15 protein-coding genes are annotated in these 19,837 nt (G+C 46.4%); 5 read left to right on the top strand and 10 right to left on the bottom strand.

Translation table 11 applies throughout. From position 1 onward, the window contains the following. Positions 1 to 15: 15 nt before the first annotated feature. Together JWH17_RS19285 and JWH17_RS19280 are read right to left on the bottom strand one after the other, a co-directional pair. A complete protein-coding gene (locus tag JWH17_RS19285; protein WP_205224302.1) occupies positions 16 to 1,539 on the bottom strand; it encodes a hypothetical protein in 1,524 nt (507 codons plus the stop codon). Positions 1,540 to 2,808: 1,269 nt separating this feature from the next. After that, positions 2,809 to 3,567 (bottom strand): polysaccharide biosynthesis/export family protein, encoded by a 759-nt coding sequence (locus tag JWH17_RS19280; protein WP_205224301.1) that lies wholly within the window; start codon positions 3,565 to 3,567, stop codon positions 2,809 to 2,811. A 432-nt stretch (positions 3,568 to 3,999) separates the two neighbouring features. Between JWH17_RS19280 and JWH17_RS19275 the strand changes: the two genes are divergently transcribed. From JWH17_RS19275 to htpX, 3 genes are all read left to right on the top strand, one after another. Continuing rightward, on the top strand, positions 4,000 to 6,303 hold the full coding sequence (locus JWH17_RS19275) for a tetratricopeptide repeat protein (RefSeq protein ID WP_205224300.1): 2,304 nt from the start codon (positions 4,000 to 4,002) through the stop codon (positions 6,301 to 6,303). Between the two features lie 180 nt (positions 6,304 to 6,483). Then, positions 6,484 to 7,002 (top strand): hypoxanthine phosphoribosyltransferase, encoded by a 519-nt coding sequence (hpt, locus tag JWH17_RS19270; RefSeq protein WP_205224299.1) that lies wholly within the window; start codon positions 6,484 to 6,486, stop codon positions 7,000 to 7,002. 301 nt (positions 7,003 to 7,303) lie between these two features. Beyond that, a complete protein-coding gene (htpX, locus tag JWH17_RS19265) occupies positions 7,304 to 8,137 on the top strand; it encodes a zinc metalloprotease HtpX (protein ID WP_205224298.1) in 834 nt (277 codons plus the stop codon). Between the two features lie 190 nt (positions 8,138 to 8,327). Here htpX and JWH17_RS19260 read toward each other — a convergent pair whose 3' ends face one another. The 8 genes from JWH17_RS19260 to ychF form a co-directional block, all read right to left on the bottom strand. Continuing rightward, positions 8,328 to 9,020 carry a triose-phosphate isomerase gene (locus tag JWH17_RS19260; RefSeq protein WP_205224297.1) on the bottom strand — a complete coding sequence of 231 codons (693 nt, stop codon included), beginning with the start codon at positions 9,018 to 9,020 and terminating at the stop codon, positions 8,328 to 8,330. Positions 9,021 to 9,181: 161 nt separating this feature from the next. Then, complete coding sequence (locus tag JWH17_RS19255) at positions 9,182 to 9,469, bottom strand: DUF167 domain-containing protein (RefSeq protein WP_205224296.1); 288 nt, start codon at positions 9,467 to 9,469, stop codon at positions 9,182 to 9,184. Between the two features lie 13 nt (positions 9,470 to 9,482). Then, on the bottom strand, positions 9,483 to 9,779 hold the full coding sequence (locus JWH17_RS19250) for a YggT family protein (RefSeq protein ID WP_205224295.1): 297 nt from the start codon (positions 9,777 to 9,779) through the stop codon (positions 9,483 to 9,485). An 86-nt stretch (positions 9,780 to 9,865) separates the two neighbouring features. After that, a complete protein-coding gene (gene metG, locus JWH17_RS19245) occupies positions 9,866 to 11,815 on the bottom strand; it encodes a methionine--tRNA ligase (protein ID WP_205224294.1) in 1,950 nt (649 codons plus the stop codon). A 282-nt stretch (positions 11,816 to 12,097) separates the two neighbouring features. After that, positions 12,098 to 13,036 carry a PSP1 domain-containing protein gene (locus tag JWH17_RS19240; RefSeq protein ID WP_205224293.1) on the bottom strand — a complete coding sequence of 313 codons (939 nt, stop codon included), beginning with the start codon at positions 13,034 to 13,036 and terminating at the stop codon, positions 12,098 to 12,100. A gap of 432 nt (positions 13,037 to 13,468) precedes the next feature. Then, positions 13,469 to 14,470, bottom strand: coding sequence for a DNA polymerase III subunit delta' (holB, locus tag JWH17_RS19235; RefSeq protein WP_205224292.1), 1,002 nt, complete (start codon positions 14,468 to 14,470; stop codon positions 13,469 to 13,471). Between the two features lie 20 nt (positions 14,471 to 14,490). Then, a complete protein-coding gene (locus JWH17_RS19230) occupies positions 14,491 to 15,573 on the bottom strand; it encodes a 3'-5' exoribonuclease YhaM family protein (protein ID WP_205224291.1) in 1,083 nt (360 codons plus the stop codon). A 14-nt stretch (positions 15,574 to 15,587) separates the two neighbouring features. Then, positions 15,588 to 16,685, bottom strand: coding sequence for a redox-regulated ATPase YchF (gene ychF, locus JWH17_RS19225; RefSeq protein WP_205224318.1), 1,098 nt, complete (start codon positions 16,683 to 16,685; stop codon positions 15,588 to 15,590). A 513-nt stretch (positions 16,686 to 17,198) separates the two neighbouring features. Here ychF and JWH17_RS19220 point away from each other — a divergent pair. Both JWH17_RS19220 and JWH17_RS19215 read left to right on the top strand, forming a co-directional pair. Next, a complete protein-coding gene (locus tag JWH17_RS19220) occupies positions 17,199 to 18,560 on the top strand; it encodes an amidohydrolase (protein ID WP_232371202.1) in 1,362 nt (453 codons plus the stop codon). Continuing rightward, positions 18,529 to 19,837 (top strand): fibronectin type III domain-containing protein (locus tag JWH17_RS19215; RefSeq protein WP_205224290.1); only part of this gene is annotated, 1,309 nt, incomplete at its 3' end. The genes JWH17_RS19220 and JWH17_RS19215, both read left to right, overlap by 32 nt.

The following is a 19,837-nucleotide window of genomic DNA, read 5'->3' as shown; positions in this document are numbered from 1 at the left end:
AAGAACTGGTTAATTTTACCATTTCCAAAGGTCATTACTGGCGGTCAACGTAAACATGAATCGGTGGTCGGAATATTGGTCGGAATCAAGCTCGCCATCGGAGACGTAATAGGTGTATCGCAAACTTGTATTAAAATACCTCATGAAACTATAGCTTAAACCTGCACCTGCTTCATAAATATTTTTTTCATAGGTGAGGTCGCCAATGGAAGCATCGTCTGTTTGTGGGAGCCCCTCTTCTGCTACTGCAGCGACTAAATATTCTCCTCGAGGCGTATAATTTGATTCCCAACGATAAGCCCCGTAAACATCAAATGATAAATTTTGGGTATGTTGGTAGTTGTAAGTAGCTTTTGCGTTATAGGTGTCTTTCAGCCCTGAATCATTGCTACCTGTGAAGTTTTGGGTGTCGTATCGTTTATCGAGAAGCAGGGCGAATGTTGCGTGTTCATACTCGCGGGTGAAGTTCAAGTACAGGTTATAATCCCATTCTCCTTGTACGCCTTCCGCATCTGCATAGGAAGGCCCGCCACCAACTATAAGTCGTGTACGGGAATCAAAGGCATGGTCCCAGCCTATGCTTAGGTTATGAGCATAGTTATCCTGACGAAGCTCCTCATCGTACTTTGTACCCGTAAAATCATACACAAAAGGGATTGAATCGCTGGTGCTATGGATATAATCTACACGCAGGTCAGCACCATATTCATCAAAATCGTCTGACAAGTTATCCAGCTGTTCAAGTGTTTCAGTTTCAGCAGTTGTAGACGTACTTATCTCTACCAGCGATGCCTCCTCATCCTCATCATACAGGCCACGAATATAATTTACGCCAAGGGAGGTTTGCCACGACTGGCTGAACCAATACGCTACATTGGCAAAAAAGGAGTGCTTGTCGTACTCATCATAGTCATCACTGTCGGAATCATTTCTCAACACTTTATAGGTATAGCCACCACCCAGGGAACCGGTTTCGCTGAAGGTGTAGTTGGTACTTGCTGAGAGGGCATTGGTCCAGTATCGTTGTCGCCCTGCATCTTTGGAGAGCTCATCTCCTGTGAGGGAGGTTGTCTGTTGCTCCTGGGTTACTGTGGTTGTTACTTCTTCTGCCTCGGTATCCTCGGTCCCTGTTTGACTGCCTTCAGCAAAACTTTCGCTTGAAAAATATGGGTCATCGCTCAGTACAAAGTTATCAGCCAAGGAAAATGACCAGTTACGGGTCATCAAACGTTCGCCAGAAAGGGTTAGATAGTGGTCTATATCCGTGCTACTGGTCACATCATCATACTTAAAAACAGGCGCATAACGAAAAGACAGAGAATCCTTTATTCCTAGAGAGGTTATTGCAATTTCCGGCCATATGCCAATCTGCCTTTTATCGCCATTGTCGCTGTCCGTGTCTTCTGTATCGTTATCGTAGGTTCGTTCCCAGTAATCTACGCCTGTGCCGATGGTGCCATTGACGATGGTTTCCCGTGCTGACGTTGAGAAAGGCAGCAGCAGGATGGTGGTGCAGATGATGGGGAGTTGGAGTTTCATTGTGTATAATTGTTTTTGTGGTTGCGAGTAACTTCTTTTCCGTCTTTTAAACCGGGGACAGATTAAATTTTTCTATGCATTATGAAGGGCGAAAGTCTTTGTGCCCTATATAAATACTGCACACTGGATAGGCTTTACTTGGGTTATAAGAAAAATAAAATCAGTCCCCTCTGTATGTTGCTTACCCCTTCTACCCTTTCATTCCGATAATTTAGTGGACGACGACGATATCACCGGGTTTGAGCATGGTATTGTTTTCCAGGTCTTTGTCTTTCAAAAAGTCGTCGTAATCAAAGGTGAATGGTTGTCTTTTCTTTTCTGCTCCGCCGTTTGATCCAGAATAGCCGGGGACAGATTAAATTTTTCTAGGCATCATAAAGGGTGAAAGCCTTTGTGCCCTATATAAATACTGCACACTGGATAGACTTTACTTGGTTTATATGAAAAATAAAATCAGTCCCCTCTGTGTGTTGCTTACCCCTTCTACCCTTTCATTCCGATAATTTAGTGGACGACGACGATGTCACCTGGTTTGAGCATGGTATTGTTTTCCAGGTCTTTGCCTTTTAGGAAATCGTCGTAATCAAAGGTGAATGGTTGTCCTTTCTTTTCTGCTCCGCCGTTTGATCCAGAATAGCCGGGGACAGATTAAATTTTTCTGAGCATTATGAAGGGCGAAAGCCTTTGTGCCCTATATAAATACTGCACACTGGATAGACTTTACTTGGTTTATATGAAAAATAAAATCAGTCCCCTCTGTGCTGCATGGTTCGAACAGTTAGCTGAGGACTTGTCCCAGTATGCCGGGGACAGATTAAATTTTCTAGGCATTATGAAGGCCAAAAGCCTTTGTGCCCTAGATAAATACTGCAAGCTGAATGGGCTTTACTTGGGTTATAAGAAAAATAAAATCAGTCCCCTCAGTGCTACATGGTTCGACCAGCTAGCTGAGGACTTGTCCAGTATGTCGGGGACAGATTAAATTTTTCTAGGCATTATGAAGGGCGAAAGCCTTTGTGCCCTAGATAAATACTGCAAACTGAATTCTGATTGCCCATGAAACTCAGCCATTTTTTTTGGGACTCGGGAGACAGATTAAATTTCTCAGTACTTAGGTAGGGGACTGATTTTTTTTTCATGGTTTTTTATGAAAATTAGATAGCGTAGACTTCGATCTGTCTCCCGGGTTTAAAAGAGAAATAAAATCAGTCCCCTCTGCACGTTGCTTGCCCCTAGTCCCCTCAGTGCTGCATGATTCGAACAGCTAATTTAATGGACGACGACGATGTCACCGGGTTTGAGCATAATATTTTTTTCCAGGTCTTTGCCTTTTAGGAAATCGTCGTAATCAAAGGTGAATGTTTGTCCTTTTTTATCAGATCCTTTTTCTCCACCAGCAACAAGGGGATTGGGTTGGCGGATAATGGTAATTTCAGAATTAGCCCACTCGGTAAACCCTCCGGCTTTGGCAACAGCTTTGACGACCGTAAGAGGGAAATCAAGGTGAAAAAGACCTGGTGATTGTATTTGGCCCATCATGGTATACTGTCGGCTGTTACTCTGGACCAAAGTGGTGGTCACACTTGGGCTCTCATAGATGGAGCTATAGATTTTTTGTAGGTAGTCGGCAAGTTGGGTCAAGGTCATGCCGACCACATACACATCACCAATGTGTTTAAGCGACATTCTCCCATCCATTCGCACCTCTGCTCCGGTACCACGCCCGCGAATAAAATCGCCCCCTTCCTCGGGGGCTGCCGTAGCTGAAGAAGGACCCTCCGCACCTACGCTCATGGAGCCTTCGCCGTATATCGCGACATACAGGATATCTCTATAGCCGATAATATATTCGTCATCAGCAGCTGCTTGAGCCTGCTTGCCCATTATTTCCTGACGTAGTTGTTCTTTCATTGCTTTGTCGACCGGTACATCGCTGGTTGATTCTGCTGCAATGCATGGCAGTGCCAGAAAAAGAATGGCGATGAAAAAAACTGCATAGCCGATTGCCAGGGGGGTTACTTTTTTCATTTTTCGCTCCATGATTTTTTCTGAAAAAATGGAATTAGAATATGTTACCTGTAAAGTAAAGAGAGGTCAAGCAGGCGAAATTCATTGTGCTCGTCCATAGATGATATTTGGACCCAGTTCGGGCGGCATACTAGAAAATAATGCTCGGTGGCAAGCGTAGGGTGCTAAACGATAGCGCATCCACGAATGACAGGCTACTGATTCCGCGTGGACGCGCTGCGCTTATCCACCCATACGACGTACTCTCTTGCTAAAATCCACAGATATTGACAAGTGCGAATTGGAGCGTCTCTTCAAAAGGGCGCACCACAAAAATTGTCTTTTCCCGAAGTATTCAATTATTTACTGAAAAGCAAACTTTTTTTTTCCTTCATATTTTGATAAGGTGCCGTACATGCACAATTTTTATTACTCAAATTCGACGGAGTCGTCATGCGAATGAGAAGCTTGGGTTATTATACTGTAGCCATTGTAGTTATTACTTTATTGGCGCTTTTATCCGGCTGTAAGGATCCTGCCAAGGACAAGGAAATCCACTTTAAAAAGGCCATGGTCTATATTGAGCAGGCCAAGGACAAAGAAGCAATAATTGAACTCCGCAATGCCATCCAGATAGATCCGAAATTTGCTGAGGCCCGTTATCAACTGGGTCTTCTGTATTTGGAGAACGGCAATCCTCGTCAAGCCTTTGGAGAGCTACAGCGTGCGGCAACACTTGATCCTGACAATCTTGACGCAAAAGTAAAGACTGCCGAATTTTATCTGCTTGGACGACAAAAAGAAGAGGCGAGAACCAGCCTTGAGGATGTACTGGCCAAAGATCCGAATAATAAAGATGGACTGGCCCTGCTTGCCAATCTGGAACTTATAGATGGCAATGCCGACCTGGCTTTGGAGAGTATTGATAAAGCTCTGGCCATCGCGCCCGACGAAGACCGCCTTTATTCCATCAAGGGAAGAATTTTAGCCGTTAAAAAAGAATACGATGGAGCAGAATCCGCCTTTACCAAAGCGCTGGAGATAAACAACCAGAAACAAGGGAACTACGTTACCTTGGTTTCGTTTTATATGAGTCAACAGCAGTTTGATAAAGCTCAAAAGGTATTAGGAGATATGGCTGCAGCTTTTCCGGAATCACCGCAGCCGTATCTGCAGATGGCCTCTCTGTCCCTGCGGCAAAACGATATCGATGGTGCCGAGCAAAAACTGCTTAAGGCAATGGAAATAGCTCCCGATAATGCCGGGCTCAAAGTTTCTGTGGCTGATTTTTTTAGCAAACGCGGCAAAAAGCAGGAAGCCGAAGATCTGTACAAAGAGGCGATTGAGATTTCTGAAACTCCGGAAAACATTAAAGCAAAACTTGCTGACTTCTATTTTGAACAACGTCAATTTGAGCAGGCCAAACAGATAATGGAAGAAGTACTGAGCACCAACCCTAAAAACGGTGGTGCCAAGCTTGTGCAGGCCAAATTTTACATTAACGACGGCAAACCAAAAGAGGCATTAGATATCGCATCTGCCTTGGTCAGTGACTACCCTAAATGGGGTGAAGTCTTTTTCGTTAAGGCCATAGCGCATAGTAACCTGAAACAGACTGATCTTGCTAAAAATGCCTTGCTTGAGGCGATTGAAAAAAATCCGGGCCATGCCAAGGCACATTCCATGCTGGCCTTGCTTCTCCTGCAAGAGGGTAATTTTGACGAAGCGAAAAAAGAGGCTGCCATTGCCTTAAAAATCGATTCGAAAAATTTCCAGGCCGCTATGCTGCTTGCAAAAGGAGTCCTTTTTTCCAAGGAATTTGAAAATGCGGAAAAGATGTTCTCCGAACTTGACGCAAAGGTGCCGAACAATCCTGAAATATTAGGCAACCTTGGCTTGGCTTATCTTGGTTTGAAACAACCGGATAAAGCTAAAGAAGCTTTTGAAAAAATAATGGCTGTTCAACCAGGCAATGCAAAAGCGTTTACCTTTTTACTGAAACTGTCGCAAGAAAAAGGCCAAGACAAAGACGCCTTAATTGCGATGACTCGCAAGCAAATAGACAAGGCTCCGGACAGCGCCGGATTGCAGATTTTATTTGCCAATCTTATGCTCAGTTCAAATCAGCCTGAAAAAGCATTAGAAGCATATAAAACAGCGCAGGAACTTGACCCGCAAAACCCGCGCCCTTATGCGATGAGCGCCCTCATCCTGACCAAACAGGGAAAAACAGAGCAGGCCATTGCCGAATATAAAGATTTGCTCGCGAAACAACCAGACACCATTGGCGCTTACATGGGCCTCGGTGCTATCTACGAACAAACAGGAAAAACCGAATTGGCCATGGAGGCGTATAAAAATGCGCTCCAGCGTAATCCTAATTTCGCGCCTGCGGCCAATAATCTGGCCTGGATGATTGCTGAAAGCGCTGATCCTGATCTTGGTGAAGCTTTACGTTTAGCTATGATTGCCAAGCAGGAATTGCCGGACAACGCGCATATTATAGATACGCTCGGATGGGTGCATTACAAGCGCGGTTCCTACAGTCTTGCTCGTAATGAATTTGCCCAGGCTGTGGAAGTCGATAAAAACAACCCTATTCTTCGTTATCATCTTGCACTTGCTTTGTTTGGCGAAGAAAAGAAAGATGAGGCAATTGAGCAGATGGAGCAGGTGGTTGCCAGTCAACAGTCGTTTAGTGAAAAGGAAACTGCTAATGTTTTGCTGAGGGAGTGGAAACAAGAGCACCTTGAATAATTGTTATTTCGCCCAATCTCGGCGTTATGCTCAAAAAAATATCCTCGGAATATTATTTATATACCTGTGGTATTTTTTATCGCATGCCTTGACCTTGGACAAAATCCCTAATTATTCAAAGCACTCTTTAGGTATAGGTTGAAAATTACTTATTTATAGGCAGGTTAAAAACTAATCATAATGGGTAAAAGAAAAGAAGTTCTTAGCAAGGTTGCGATTAACGACCGCATACACGAGCTTGGCAAACAAATTACTGCGGATTATAGTGGTAAAAAAGTTGTGTTGCTTGGCGTTCTTAATGGCGCTTTTATATTTTTAGCAGATCTTTGCCGGGCAATTGACCTGGACCTGGAAATAGATTTTATCCGTGTTGCCAGTTATGGCGATGCTACCCATTCTTCCGGGACAATTCGTTTGTCCAAGCCATCCGAGATTGATCTTAAGGGAAAAGATGTGATCCTTGTGGAAGACATTGTGGACACTGGCCACACTATGGCGTGGTTGATAAATCATTTTGCTGAGATTGGTGCAAATTCCGTGAAAGTCTGCACCTTAATAGACAAAACCGAACGAAGAGCCGTTGATGTGTCCATTGATTACCCAGGATTTTCTCTCAACAAGGGGTTTCTGATTGGCTATGGTTTGGACCATGCTGAAATATATCGTAATTTGCCGGAAATATTCTCGCTTGATGGCTGATTCCACGCTTTTACTTCTGTCATTTTTTAGCGAAAATACTTATTTATTTGATTACGTACTAAACTCAACCATTTATCAATCGAAGCAGACAGGGGACTGATTTTATTTCTCTTTTAAACCGGGAGACAGATTAATTTTCATAAAAAACCATGAAAAAAAATCAGTCCCCTACCTCAGTACTGAGAAATTAATCTGTCTCCCGAGTGTAGAATTCCGCGTGGATGCGCTGCGCTTATCCACCCTACGTTACACCTTGTAATAATCAGTCTATTGACCTTTTAGATTAACCAGGAGGGGTCCCATGAATACAATGAAAACATTCATTTTAATGGCAGCATTAACTGCTCTTTTCATGGTTGCAGGACAGGCTATGGGTGGGCAGCAAGGCATGATGATTGCCCTCTTGTTTGCTGTGGGATTAAACTTTTTTGCCTACTGGAATTCAGATAAAATGGCCCTGGCCATGAATAAGGCCAGGGAGGTTTCAGAGGCTGAGGCACCGGACCTGCATAACATGGTCGCATCGCTTGCGGCTCGAGCACAACTTCCCAAACCAAAGATATATGTGGTTGATAACCAGACTCCCAATGCCTTTGCGACCGGCAGGAATCCTGATCATGCTGCGGTAGCGGTTACAACCGGCATTATGCGGGTGCTTAACCGGGATGAGTTGGAAGGGGTGCTTGCCCACGAGCTGGCGCACATTAAAAATCGTGACATCCTGATTGGCTCCATTGCTGCGGTTATGGCAGGAGCTATCTCTTACCTGGCAACCATGGCCCAATGGGCAATGATTTTCGGGGGAAGAAGCAATGACGACGAAGGAGGCAACCCTATAGTTGCGATTGTGATGATGATTGTTGCGCCTTTGGCTGCGTCGCTAATCCAAATGGCGATTTCCAGGAGTCGGGAATATATTGCAGATGCCACCGGTGCTGAGATTTGCGGTCATCCGCAATCACTTGCCAGCGCATTGAACAAGCTATCAAGTGCCAACGAGCAGATCCCCATGGATGTTAATCCTGCTTCTGCGCAGATGTATATTGTGAATCCACTTAAAGGTGGGTCAATAGCCAACCTTTTTTCCACTCATCCGCCTATGGAGGAGAGGATAAGGCGGTTGATGGCTATGTAGTGGGCAAAAGAAAATCTGATTACGTACAAAACTCAGCCAATTATCTACCAAAACAGACAGGGGACTGATTTTATTTCTCTTTAAACCCGGGAGACAGATCGAAGTCTTCGCTATCTAAATTTCTCAGTACTGAGGTAGGGGACTGATTTTTTTTCATGGTTTTTTATGAAAATTAATCTGTCTCCCGGGTTTAAACTGACTGAACCAATTTCGCAAAGGCAGCGGCATCAAGGCAGCCTCTACCAAGCATGATGCCTTGTACCCCTGGTAGTTCGAGGATCTGGCCTCCATTGCTGTTGTTGACTCCACCTCCGTACAGGACCGGTTGGTGGCCGACCTTTTTTGAGATACTGGACACCGCAGTTTCAATGGATTGATTGCCATGGGCTCGTTCCAGCTGTTCGGCATCTTTTGGGGTGTACGCCCACCGTATTTTTAATAGATCCTCTGTATCAAAAATAGCCGTCTGTGCATTAATATTGTCCTGGTCGACACAGACTATGGGCACCAATTCCTCAGCCAATGATTCATATACCTGTTTTGCCACATCCTGGGCAGTTTCATGAAAATAATCGCGCCGTTCACGGTGCCCGAGCAGCGCATACTTAGCAAGACCTCGGAGCCAGGCAGCAGGTGTCGAACCGGAATAGCTTCCTTGCGGATAGGGAGACACGGTTTGCGCTGCAAGCGATACGCCTTCAAGCTCATTCAATCTACGGCCGACTTCCTCCATGCATAAAAATGGTACTGCAATGACCACTTCCATACCTGCAACAGGTTGATACGCGGCGCTAAACTCTTCACACCACTGTGCAGCTCGTGATGGTGAAAAATTAGCCTTCCAGTTTGCCAGGATAATTTTCTCTTCTTGTTGCTCGCTCATACATTGTCCTTAAGCTTCACTCCTTCCCCCACTAAACCTAGGGAGACAGATCGAAGTCTACGCTATCTAATTTTCATAAAAAGCCATGAAAAAAAATCAGTCCCCTACCTCCTACCTACTCCCAACCTTTCCCGGAATAGAAATATTTAAAAAATGAGCTTTTAAATATCGAGGGCAGTTCGAAGTTGCTCTTCTTTAATGCCTGTTATCTTAATTACTTTGTTACGGTTTTGGTGGCCACTCTGTAAGGAGACCGAGGACTTTGATACATGCAGCAGCTTGGCGAAAAAAGCAAGCAAGGCCTTGTTGGCCTTGCCGTCTACCGGTGGGGTGGTCAAACGAATTTTTATTGCGTCACCGTGTATCCCGGCGACCTCATTTTTACTGGCTCTGGGTTGGACATAGACATTGACCACCGCCCCATCATTATGAATACTCCAAGGCTTCACCTCAAACGAAACCTTACTGCAGTGCCATGGCTATCTGCTGCAGGGTCGGCACCAAAAAGCTCTGCAGAAAAATGACCGCAAGAATGAGGAGCATTGGGCTTAAATCAAGCCCGCCCATGGGGGGCAGCACTCTGCGGATTTTAGAAAGTACCGGTTCTGTGATCTGGATGAGAAAACGGACGATTGGGTTATAAGGATCAGCATTGACCCATGAAATAACCGCACGGCCGATTATAACCCAGATATAGGCACTCAGCACAAAGTTTAATAATTTTGCTACAGCCAAAAGAAAATTACTCAGCATGAACATAAAATATTTCCTGTATATTTTGTATTGTACCCGCAGGGAAGAGAGCTACTCGTTCACCTGCATTGTAAATCACTAGTACCGCCGTATCAGGCAACCCGACTTCCTGGAGCTATCGATCCCGCTACGGTAGACAGCACCAGCTTTTCGGTACCGTCTTCCAACTTCTCTTTTGCAGCCAACACCATGCCCTGTGATAAGACGCCCCGTAGTTTAGCAGGTTTCAGGTTGGCGACAATAATAACTTGTTTGCCGATCAGCTCTTCCGGGCTGTAATGCTCGGCAATACCAGCCACAATAGTACGTTTTTCAGGGGCCAGCACGGTGAGCTTCAACAATCGATCAGCCTTTGGAATTGTATCTGCTGCCGTTATTTCTGCAACTCGCAGCTCAAACTTACCAAACTGGTCAAAGGTGACCAAGCCGTCTTCAGTTATTTGCTGTTCCTTTTTCTTTTTCCCTTTTTTTGACTGCTCGGGCTGCGCTTGTTTTGGCTGTTCTTTTTTCTTTTCCATACGTGGAAACAACTGTTTCGGAGAAGAAATCGCAGTGCCGACTTCGCTCCCGCCCCATTTGCCGGCCTCGGGTAGAGTGGCTTTCTGCAAGGCTTCACCAAGACCAAGCGCTACAGCCATTTTCTCGGCAGCATCAGGCATAATGGGCCGCAATACTAAGGTAATTATTCGTAGGGCCTCGGCAAGGGAATAAAGTACATTGTTCAATCGCTTGGCTTGAGTCTCATCTTTGGCGAGCTCCCAAGGGGCATTGGTCACAATATAGCGGTTGAGCAACCCAATGACTTCCCATACTGCCTGTAAAGCCTTGTGGAAATTAAACTGCTGCATCTGCTGCTCATAGGTAACAAGCATTTTTTCCAGGGCAAGCATCAGCTCACGATCACTTTCGCTTATCTGGTCCTGATCCGGCGCAGGTACCTTGCCGTCAGCATACTTGACGATCATGGTCAGGGAACGCGAAAACAGGTTACCAAGATCATTGGCAAGATCTGAATTCTGCCTGGCAATGATGGCCTCGGTGGAAAACGATGAATCCAAGCCAAAACTCATCTCACGAAGCACAAAGTAGCGAACCGTGTCCACCCCATATGCATCAATCAGGTCATGAGGTCGAATGACATTGCCGATGGATTTGGACATTTTGGTCTCGTCCACATTCCAGTATCCATGAACATGCAGCCTTTTATAGGGTGGCAGCCCCATGGCCTTTATCATGGTTGGCCAGTAGATCGCATGCGGTTTCAGGATATCCTTGGCAATCACATGTTCTGCCACAGACCAGTATTTTTCAAAATCAGGTCCATTCGGATAGCCAATTCCAGTGAGGTAATTGATTAAGGCATCAAACCAGACATAGGTGACAAATTTATCATCAAACGGCAGTGGAATCCCCCAGGTCAGCCGGGAGGTAGGCCTTGAAATACACAAATCCTCCAACGGTTCGCTCAAAAAAGAAAGCACCTCGTTTCGGTAACGTTCCGGGGTTATATATTCGGGATTGGCTTTAATATGTTCCACCAGCCAGTCCTGATACTTGGACATCCTGAAGAAATAATTCTGCTCAGAGATCTGCTTCGGAGCAACCTGGTGGTCAGGACACTTGCCGTCAACCAGTTCCTTCTCGGTCAAAAACCGTTCACATCCCTGACAGTAGTGGCCGGAGTATTCACTAAAATAGATATCCCCGTTATCATACACCTGCTGCAGAATATCCTGCACAGTCTTGACATGGTCTTTGTCGGTAGTACGGATAGTATAATCCTGGGCAACAGAGAGTGTCGGCCAGGTAGCCTGGAACCGGGCGGAAATTTTATCCACGTATTCACGCGGAGAGATGCCGTCTTTTGCAGCTGCTTCTGCTATTTTTTCCCCATGCTCATCAGTACCGGTTTGAAAGCGGACATCATCACCACACAGCCGACGGAAACGACTGTATGTATCTGTAACAATGGTTGTATAGGCATGCCCAAGGTGAGGCATGGCATTCACGTAATAAATAGGTGTGGTAACGTAAGTACTCATGGCACGATATATTTGTTATGGGATAAATTATTAAATTTCTGATGATCAATCTTTTCAATTTCTGATTACGTACAAAACTCAGCCAAATATTTTTGGACTCGGGAGACAGATTAAATTTCTCAGTACTGAGGTAGGGGACTGATTTTTTTTCATGGCTTTTTATGAAAATTAATCTGTCTCCCGGGTTTAAAAGAGAAATAAAATCAGTCCCCTGCCTGCTTCGATAGATAAACGGCTGAGTTTGATGGGTAATCAGATTTCAATTAGACAGAGCTGACTTCCCTATTCCTTTTTTTCTGTCTTCGTCGGCGTTCCCTTCTTTGCTTGGGTCTTTCGAGGCGAAGGCTTTTGAATCAATTCTGCCGCCCGCCATTCCTCTTCTTCAAAATGGCGTTCTTCGCCCCTGGAATTCAACGCAAGCAGTGATCCGGACAAAGGGATTTGCCGTATAATTTTATACACTTCTCCATCAAAACGAATAGATCTGCCTGCTCGAGGCATGCCTCGCTTCATGTTGCGGTAGTTATCGTATTCATAAGTGAGACAGCAGAGAAGTCGATTGCAGACGCCGGAAATCTTCGCCGGATTCAAGGGCAGGTCTTGGGTTTTCGCCATCTTTATCGAGACGGATTCAAACTTCTTGAGAAAGCTTGAGCAGCACAGTTCACGACCGCACGATCCAAGCCCGCCGATCATCTGTGTTTCGTGGCGGACGCCGATCTGGCGCATCTCTACCCTGGTTCGGTATTCCTGGACAAGCACCTTGACCAACTCTCTGAAATCCACCCTATTTTCGGCGGTAAAATAGAAGATAATCTTGGAACCATTAAAAAACCGCTCAACCCGCACTAATTGCATTGGCAGATCAAGGGCTGTTACCTGCTTCTGACAAAAAACAAAAGCATCCTTTTCCAAATACGCCAGTTGCTCATATTCCTCTGCTTCTTCTGCAGATGCGTGACGAAAAATGCTGTACGTCACAGGACGCCCAAGAGCTTTATTGACCAGACCGGCAGCTTTTCCCACCACTATCGCCGGTTCGTTGCCATGCTCGGTCTTAACAATGACAATATGCCCATGCTCCAGGTCATGCAGCTCGGTATCTGCCGTGAATTCCTGCCCTTGCTGACGAAAACGAATCCGATAATAGGAAGGTTGATCTACGGGTGCGAGATCCTGTTCCGCTGATGGCGGGTCGTGCTGTTCTTGAAAATCAGCCATAATATGGAGTTAGAAACCGATAGAATTGATGGCACCGTATAAACTTCTGCCTACTGCTTAGTGACATTTTTGATGGCATTCGACATACCCAGTGTATGCCATCACACCATAAAAAATTCTGATTACCCATGAAACTCAGCCAATTATTTACCGAAACAGACAGGGGACTGATTTTATTCCTTTTTTAAACCCGGGAGACAGATTAATTTTCATAAAAAAACCATGAAAAAAAATCAGTCCCCTACCTAAGTACCGAGAAATTTAGCACGCTGCTAAACCATTACGTTAACACCGATGGGCAGTTCAGATACTAATATTTTCGTTAAACGATGGCCCCTAGTGAACGATTACCTAATATACCTACATTTTAACGTAGCCATTATTAGCAAATGATAAACTTTTCCAAGCTCATCGAAATAGTATAAAAAACACTTACAACAAATCCAGCATCAAGACCTCGCACACCAGCCCCCGGTTACAGTTTCTGGTCAATGCTTTTTCCGCAAGGTCAACGGCGGTTATCTTAGCAGAAAGCTGATTCAAATTCCATAGTTCTCTTACAGCAGCCACCTCAGGTGAACAGCTCTGCTCATTTTTTCCTCCAACCCTGACCATCATCACCTCTTTAAAAAAGAGACGAAACAATCGAAGCAGGACCGGCAAAGCCTCTTTCAAGACGCTAATTTCCCCGGCAAACGCAAGTGCATTTTCCACTCTCACCGCCTCATTAGGGTACGGTTGCCGTAGCCTGTCTACAAAGCGGGTGTATATTTCGAACAATCCTTCTGTTTCCAGACTCAGGGCCTGCCCGGGACAACCATCGGCAAGCGCGGCTAACATAAGCGCGTTCTCTGCTTCTAGTTCCGGACACTGGCTGGTGATAACCTTTGCCGCATCTGCAAGAGGCAAAGAAAAAAAGGGGACAACCTGGCATCGGGAGACAATGGTCGACAACAGTGCTTCCGCAGATGAACCAATCAAAATAAAAATATTATTCGGGGGCGGTTCTTCCAGCAGCTTGAGCAGGCTATTACCGGCCTCTCTGCGCATGGTATGCACATCTTCCAGGACAATAACCCGGTATCCATTCTCAAACGGGGAGAAAACCAACGCCTCTTTTAAGGCCCGAATCTGATCAATTTTAATCGCCGCACCCTGGGGCGTGATGCGAATATAATCAGGATGATTGCCGGAAAGCATTTTTGCACACCCCGGACAAACGCCGCAAGGCTGATCTCCCTGTTGAGACTCGCACAGGAGTATATCGGCCACAGCTGCAGCCATGGTCGCCTTTCCCACCCCGGTGGGACCGGAAAAAAGATACGCATGGCTAAGACGGCTGCCCGCCAAAGCTCTTCCTAACAGTCTTTTGGCTTTACTTTGCCCTCGAATTTGGTCAAATGCCACCATGGTCAAATCAACGTAACTGCTCACACGCACCCCGCAGGGCCGCCTTAAAATAAGGACTGCTGCTTCTGCTTAGCTTGCCCATTACTCAGCCGCGTATATTTTCGAGGCGCTCCCTGTTTGCTCTGTCCGGATTGTGGCGCCATGGGCACATCTTGCTCTTCACCACGCCCCTGGAGATACAAAAATCTTTCCAATGGCCGCTGATAGGCAGTCCACTGCCAACCCGGCTCTTCCATCTTGTCACAGAGTTGCTCCATATAGTTCATCTTTGCATCCATATCATCAAGATGGTGGAGCAACATGGCTTCAGGAGTCATCGGCAATACAGGTGACCCGAATTCGAGTTGACCATGGTGACTAAGAATCAAATGGGTGACACGGTCAACCTTATCCCTGTCAAGGCCTTGGATATTTTCAGCAGCCCGCCTAACCATTTCCGCCCCCAATACCAAGTGACCAACCAATCGCCCCTGGTCTGTATAATCAAAAGGCACGGAGCCAAAATCAAACTCACTGATTTTGGCAATATCATGGAGCAGGGCACCGGCTACGAGCATATCACCATCAATCATGGGATAGTGCTCCGCCGTTTTGACAGCCATGCCGATTATGGAAAGGGTATGTTCCAGCAGACCGCCTATGTAGGCGTGGTGCATTTTTTTGGCAGCAGGCGCCCGTACAAACCGCTCAAGGGTCTCGCCTTGAAAAATTGCTTGCAACAGCTGCTGAAGCGGCGCATCTTGAACGCTGCCGATAACAACTTGCAATTCAGCTTCCATTTCAGCCAAGGGTCGTTTGCTGGTGGGCATAAACTGTTCCAGCTGTACCTGCGCATCGTCGACATGCTGCAGAGAAGAGACTCCGAGCTGGAGCTGATCACGGTATGATTTGGCGGTAGCATTAACAAGGACAAAATCGCCTACATCAGCCTCTGCATCATAACGGACAGCATCATCCCACAACCTGGCCTCAATCTCCCCGGTCTTGTCCATCAAGGCCAGGGCAAGGTAAGGTTTTCCAGCCTTGGTTTCAGCAAGTGTTTTGCGGGAGAGAAGAAAAATATCACTCACCTGCTGTCCCTGCTGCAACTGAGCGATAAATATTTTTTTCAGTGAATTTTGACTCATTTTCTACGCAACCATCAGACATTAAAGAGGAAATGAACACAATCACCATCCTTAAAGACATATTCCTTGCCTTCAGAACGCATCACCCCTCTACTTCTGGCCTCTGCTTCAGTACGGCAAGCAACATAGTCGTCATAAGCGATGACCTCTGCTCGGATAAATCCTCGTTCAAAATCAGTATGGATTTTGCCTGCAGCCTGCGGCGCTTTGGTACCCTTGGTAATTGTCCACGCCCTTGTTTCCTTTTCGCCCACTGTAAAATAGGTGATCAGGTTTAACAAATCATAGCCGGCGTGAATCAATCGGTTCAGTCCAGGTTCTTCCAGGCCCAGATCACTCAAAAACTCCTGCTGCTCTTCCGGGTCCAGGAGACTCAGCTCCTGCTCAATTCCACCGGCAATCGTAACGATAGAGGCATTTTCTTCCTGGGCGGCTTTGGTTAATTCCTCTACATATTGATTGCCGCTGATCAAGTCATCCTCATTGACGTTTGCCACATAGAGAACGGGCTTGGTTGTCAGCAGACAAAGGTCGCGCAAGAGATTTTTCTCCACATCATTTTCCGGAGTAATAACTCTTGCAGGTTTGCCGTCATTGAACAGCCCTTGTAATTTTTCTAAAAATGCGACTTCAGCAATGGCCTGTTTGTCGCCTGACTTGGTCTGATTCCGTGCCTTTACCATGCGCTTTTCAACGGTTTCCATATCAGCCAGAATCAGCTCCATGGAAATGACCTCCATGTCGCGCAAAGGATTTATATCGCCATCAACATGCACAATATTGCCGTCTTCAAAGCAACGAACAACATGGAGGATGGCATCGACCTGACGAATATGCCCCAGGAACTGATTGCCCAGTCCTTCGCCTTGACTGGCCCCCTTCACCAAACCGGCGATGTCTACAAACTCCATCTGGGTCGGCACTTTACTTTTGGTTTTGGCCAGATCAGCCAAAATATCCAGGCGCTCATCAGGGACGGGGACAATCCCGACATTTGGTTCAATAGTACAAAAAGGATAGTTTTCCGCATCAATAGCTGCGGCTGTCAGCGCATTAAAAATAGTCGACTTACCAACATTCGGCAACCCGACAATACCACAACGAAACCCCATAAAACCCTCAATATATAGATAGAATAATGCTATAATTAACTCGACAACTTTTCCGGCACGCGGCATAAGGGATATCACCTTGCCACCTTGCAGTTAACTCGAGTATAGTCTTTTTAAAAACGTAACTACTCACAGGCACCTCATCTTCGGACGGTCACGATCTCCCGCATAGATAGGCTATAGCGAAATATCGTGCCTGTCCAAATATGAGGCACCTGTAAGCAGTTACAGATTTCAACTATGATAAATCAAAGAGTTATCAACTCCGTGAGTAGTTACATAAAAACAAATGAAAAATCTGCCACCTGTGATACACATCTCTTATGCGTTTTGCAAGCAGTTATGAGACAAAGCGCCACATATAATGAGTCTGTTGATTTACTAGAATTTTCGTTCAAGGTCGAGGCATGTTAAAAAAAATAACCACAGGCATATAATGGATATTCCGAGGATTATTTTTTTTAACATAACGAAGAGATTGGGCGAAAAGGCAGTAAATCAACGGCTCATATAATGCAGCATACGTTAGAGGCGCAGATAACAAAAAAATTACATCCAACGACCTTCTTTATGACCATTGATCTCCTTATTAAAAATTGTCACCTTGTCCCGGATCCGGCAAAAAACGAATCAATCCCCCATGGATTTATCGCCATTAAAGATGAGCGTATCGTGCAGACCGGTCCCATGGATCAATGCCCGGAACCAGACAAGGGGACAGTCATAGACGGACAAGGACATCTGGCCATGTCCGGGTTGGTCAATGGGCATTGTCACGCGCCGATGACGCTTTTTCGCGGCATGGCAGACGACCTCGTCCTTTCGTCCTGGCTCAATGAGCATATTTTCCCGGCCGAAGCCAAACACGTGAGTCCTGAAATGGCTTATTGGTGCAGCAAACTTGCAGCAGCTGAAATGCTTCTCAGCGGGACAACGACCGTGGCAGACGCCTACTTTTTTGAAGAGGAAGTCAGCCAGGCCTTTCTTGAAACAGGAATACGGGCTATGCCTGCCCAGGCTATCATTGATTTTCCAGCCCCTGGAGTACCTGATCCTGCAAAGGCATTGCACGTAGCCGAAGCCTTTATCGACAGCTGGACAGGAAAAACGCCACTGATAACCCCGGCACTTTTTGCCCACTCCCCCTATACATGCTGTACAGAAACCCTTGTCCACGCCAAAAAGCTGGCCCGACAAAAAAAGGTTCCTTTTTTTATCCATCTTGCGGAAACAGCCGACGAGATACAACACATTCATCAGGCGCAGGGCGCGACACCAGTCCAGCACCTTGAGGCCATCGGCGTCCTGGACACCCACACAGTCTGTGTCCACGCCGTATGGGTCAATGCAAAGGATATCGACATCCTGGACACACATGGATGCAGCGTGATCAGCTGTCCACAAAGCAACCTCAAGCTTGCCTCAGGAATTGCGCCTGTACCGCTGATGCTGAAAAAAGGCATGCGGGTAGGGCTTGGTACTGACGGATGCGCCTCCAACAACACCCTTGATATGTTTCGCGAAATGGACATCTGCGCCAAGATTCAAAAACTACCTGCACTTGATCCGGTCGGCATCCCTGCAGAAAACATTCTTCATGCAGCAACCATTGGCGGCGCTCAGGCCCTGGGCATGGACGGCGATATCGGCGCACTGATTCCCGGCAACATTGCTGATATCATCCTGCTCGATATCCAGAATCCCCAGCTTCAGCCATTCTACACCGCCAACACCCTTGTTTACAGTGGCAGTGCCTCCACTGTCCGTTCGGTTATTGTTCATGGACAGCTCGTTGTCCACAACAGGGAACTCCTAACCTTTGACCTCAATGAAACCAAAGAACATGTGCGAACGCTTGCCGAGCAAATTAAATAACCGCAGACGACACCATTTCCATCGCAACCCTACCAGGCGGTATTACCGACAGAGAGGTCTGTTCAAAGGCATATGCCTTATCACGTTGACCCTCTTGCTGCATGTTTTTTATCCGGCACACGCATTAGCAGAACCCGACCTTAAGCCAACCATCGACATAACTATCCGACCTGCTGCCAAATCGGCACTTTTCCATAAAGTAGCCATTCTCCCTTTCACCGGCAGCTACCCGGCACGTCAAGAATTACGTTCTTTTTTCCATACCCGGCTTGACCAAACAAATAAATATCCACTCATGGCAACCAGCCAGACTGACTTCCTGCTCGACAAAGCAGGAGACAACACCACAAAGAAAAGCGCACAACTTTCTGTGGTCGAAACAGGGAAAAAGCTGCAAAGCAGAGGCATTATCACCGGCTCAATCAGCCCCCCCCGGTCATCTTCAGAAAATAAAGCTGCTGCTGACAACCACTATCGAATCCTCATTACCCTGTGGGACATCCAAACCGCAAAACCTGCGTGGAAGGTTACCATAAAAATCCCCTACACCGCAGATACGCCGCCACCGGATAACGCCGCTTTTACCGATGCGCTCGAACAAGCCACCGAGCTTTTATTGGATCGCCTTGTCCGCATGGGAGCGATCTACACACCCGGAATTCCTGCTCCCATAGTTGCCTCCAAGCAAGGGGACATACGAAAAATACAAGTAGTTATCCAGCCGGCACCTCAATCCATCCACACTCGCTACCAGCTGCTTCGCGCAAAAGCTGCTACCGATATATTCTCCCCTGTAGGCCAACCAAGTCACAATAATGCCTCCCCGTTAATCCTGGAAGACGAAAACCTCGAGGATGCCACCACCTACTGGTACACAGTTATCGGGTACAACAACGACGGGCTTGCAAGCATACCAGGCCAACCTTTTCCAATTACGACCAAAGGCAAACCCCAGGCTGTTCCCGAGGTTAAGGCTACGGGAAACGATCTGCGCCAGGTTCCCCTTTCGTGGGAGCGTGCACAGGATCCCGATGTCACTGGCTATGTCATTTATCGGAAGACCAAAGAGGCCGAGACCTTTACTAAAATCGCAGCAATTGATGACCGCGACCGACAAAGTTACCTGGACCGCGGCAGTGCTAACTCATATGAACGCTATGGAAAACTTGCTGACAATACCGAATATTTTTACATGATCCGTAGCAGGAACAAGGTCAAGGTCGAAAGTGAAGATTCCCCTGTTGTTTCAGCGGTAACCAAAGGTGCGCCCGCCCCAC

The organism is Desulfogranum marinum (assembly GCF_016918565.1).
Taxonomy (GTDB): domain Bacteria; phylum Desulfobacterota; class Desulfobulbia; order Desulfobulbales; family Desulfobulbaceae; genus Desulfogranum; species Desulfogranum marinum.
This window is presented reverse-complemented; position numbering and strand designations above follow the sequence as displayed.

Excerpts from the sequence above, each read along its gene's own strand:
- JWH17_RS19240 (WP_205224293.1), bottom strand. The coding sequence starts at position 13,036 with ATGGCTGATTTTCAAGAACAGCACGACCCGCCATCAGCGGAACAGGAT.
- JWH17_RS19285 (WP_205224302.1), bottom strand. The coding sequence starts at position 1,539 with ATGAAACTCCAACTCCCCATCATCTGCACCACCATCCTGCTGCTGCCT.
- htpX (WP_205224298.1), top strand. The coding sequence starts at position 7,304 with ATGAATACAATGAAAACATTCATTTTAATGGCAGCATTAACTGCTCTT.
- JWH17_RS19250 (WP_205224295.1), bottom strand. The coding sequence starts at position 9,779 with ATGTTCATGCTGAGTAATTTTCTTTTGGCTGTAGCAAAATTATTAAAC.
- metG (WP_205224294.1), bottom strand. The coding sequence starts at position 11,815 with ATGAGTACTTACGTTACCACACCTATTTATTACGTGAATGCCATGCCT.
- JWH17_RS19275 (WP_205224300.1), top strand. The coding sequence starts at position 4,000 with ATGCGAATGAGAAGCTTGGGTTATTATACTGTAGCCATTGTAGTTATT.
- JWH17_RS19220 (WP_232371202.1), top strand. The coding sequence starts at position 17,199 with ATGCAGCATACGTTAGAGGCGCAGATAACAAAAAAATTACATCCAACG.
- JWH17_RS19280 (WP_205224301.1), bottom strand. The coding sequence starts at position 3,567 with ATGAAAAAAGTAACCCCCCTGGCAATCGGCTATGCAGTTTTTTTCATC.
- ychF (WP_205224318.1), bottom strand. The coding sequence starts at position 16,685 with ATGGGGTTTCGTTGTGGTATTGTCGGGTTGCCGAATGTTGGTAAGTCG.
- JWH17_RS19230 (WP_205224291.1), bottom strand. The coding sequence starts at position 15,573 with ATGAGTCAAAATTCACTGAAAAAAATATTTATCGCTCAGTTGCAGCAG.
- JWH17_RS19260 (WP_205224297.1), bottom strand. The coding sequence starts at position 9,020 with ATGAGCGAGCAACAAGAAGAGAAAATTATCCTGGCAAACTGGAAGGCT.
- hpt (WP_205224299.1), top strand. The coding sequence starts at position 6,484 with ATGGGTAAAAGAAAAGAAGTTCTTAGCAAGGTTGCGATTAACGACCGC.